Genomic DNA, 2546 nt, shown 5'->3' on the forward strand with positions numbered 1-2546 from the left:
CAGGATTTCAGTTATTTAAGTTCACAACATATTTTTAATGAATATGGTCCGGCAGAAGCAACAATTTCATCCTTAGTGTCTCAGATATTTGCCAGAAAAAATATCCTTGGCCAGCCAATAAAAAATAATAAAATTTATATTTTAGATAATTTTGGTATTCCTGTGACCCCAAATACGATAGGAGAAATTTATTTAGCAGGTATAGGTTTATCAAGAGGTTATTTAAACCAACCTGAACTGACAAAACAGCGTTTTATTGATAATCCCTTTGCGACAGATGAGGATTTTGAAAAAGGATATACGCGTTTGTACAAAACGGGTGACTTAGCTAGATGGTTGCCTGATGGCAATATTGAGTATATGGGACGCAATGACTTCCAAGTAAAATTACGAGGACAAAGGGTCGAATTAGGAGAAATAGAATCTGCTTTATGTTCAATTGATGGTATTAAACAAAGCTGTGTCATTGTCGATGGCGAAAATGCTACACAACGATTAATTGGTTATTATATCTCAGATAGAACATCAAAACTTAATCAAGATATTATTCTAGGTCAATTAGCATCCCTTTTACCTAGTTATATGATTCCTAACACATTGATTGAAATGGATCAATTTCCAATGACAGTGAATGGGAAGCTAGATCGAAAAGCATTACCAATACCTGAATTAATTCATCAAAAAATGCATGTAGAACCAAGAAATGAAGCTGAACAAACGGCACGTCAAATTTGGTCTAAAGTACTTAATATTCCTGCGGGAAAGATCGGCATATATGATGATTTCTTTGGCTTAGGTGGAAACTCAATTCTTGCTATTCAAAGTCTACATGAAATGTCGATGCAGTTAGGTCGTGAGTTTCAAGCTGTCGATATTTTTAAATATAAATGTATTGCTCGCTTGCTAGAAAATACAATTCCTCAAGATCAAGTTGTTATACCAAAAGTGCAATCCAACCAATCAATCTTATCCTTTTCCCAATACCGTTTATGGTTTATTGAAAAATATGAGCAAGGTACGAATGCCTATCATATTCCAACTGTGTTTGAACTATCGAAGGATATCAATCTTGAAGCTTTCAAATATGCTATCCAAGGTATTGTTAGTCGGCATGAAGTATTAAGAAGCATTATTATCGAACCAGAGCGTCAAAAAGATGCAGTACAAGTGGTACGTGATAACCCATTAGTGATTAACGAAAGTGAATTTGACTCTAAGGAGAAATGTAAAGCTGCAATTAAAAAGGATATTGCTCAAACCTTTGATTTAAGTCATGAGTACCCCATTCGTGTAAAATTATATTTTATTAAGCAGAATAATAAAGTTGCTCAAGTATTTTGTAGCATCATAATCCATCATATAGCAAGTGATGGTTGGTCAATTAATATTTTTCAAATAGAATTCATTGCTTATTATGAAGCTTATATCAAAGGAAATGAGACATTTAAACTTCCTGAATTAGAAATTCAATATAAAGACTATGCACTATGGCAGCGTAATTATTTAATCGGTGATACTTTACAAAAACAATTGGATTACTGGACATCAAAATTATCAGGCTACGAAAACCTAAATTTACCAACGGACTATAAAAGACCAAATAAAGTCAGTTATAGAGGATCAAGCCAAGGCTTCAGTTTAGATAAAACAATGAGTGATAAACTAAGATCATTAGCTAATGAGCATGGTGTGACCTTATATAGCGTTTTATTAGGTAGTTTAAGTGTCTTATTAGGTAAATACTGTAACCAAAGTGATATTGTTATTGGTAGTCCAACAGCTAATCGCCATTATAAACAAACAGAGTCTTTAATTGGATTCTTTGTGAATACACTTGTTAATCGTATTGTATTAACTAAAGCACAAAGCTTTACTGATTTAATTCAAGCAATTTATCAAGATCAAATTGAGTATCAACAATATCAAGATTTACCATTTGAGCAACTAATTGATGCTTTAGAGGTGCAAAGAGATTTAACACGTCACCCCGTTTTCCAAGTGATGCTGGTGTTAAATAGTTTTGATACGTCATTTCAGACATTAAAACAAAAGGGACATGATTATTTTAAGCCCGTTAAATCATTAGATTTCGATACAGTAGAAAAATTTGATTTAACTTTGTTTATTAATGACCAATCAGAGGTCATTACTGGTAACTTAAGTTATGCAACGGATTTGTTTAAGCCTGAGACGATAAAAACATTAATCCAATATTATCAGACTATTCTCAATAAATTGGTTGACCAACCTAATTCACTTTGTAGTCAGATGACGTTATTAACCGATGTGATGTATCAAAAAATTGTTTACGACTGGAATGATACCAACGCGGAATATCCAAGTGACATAACAATACATCAGTTATTTGAGAAACAAGTAAAGGCAACACCAGAGCATATTGCTGCAGTTTATCAGGATAGGCAGATTACCTATGACCAATTAAACAAAAAGGCAAATCAGTTAGCAGGTTACACTCGTGTTAGCCACCAAAAATCTACAACCAAACCACCATCGTCTATTACTTAAATTTGTACTATTTTACTTAC

The 2546-nt window shown here is 33.0% G+C and carries 1 protein-coding gene; it reads left to right on the forward strand.

What is annotated here, in order from left to right:
- The coding region (locus tag DNK84_RS04700) for a condensation domain-containing protein (protein ID WP_162902224.1) at positions 1–2526 on the forward strand (2526 nt) is incomplete at its 5' end.
- Positions 2527–2546: the final 20 nt, after the last annotated feature.

The sequence above is a fragment of the Facilibium subflavum genome (genome assembly GCF_003574485.1).
Lineage (GTDB): Bacteria > Pseudomonadota > Gammaproteobacteria > Francisellales > Francisellaceae > Facilibium > Facilibium subflavum.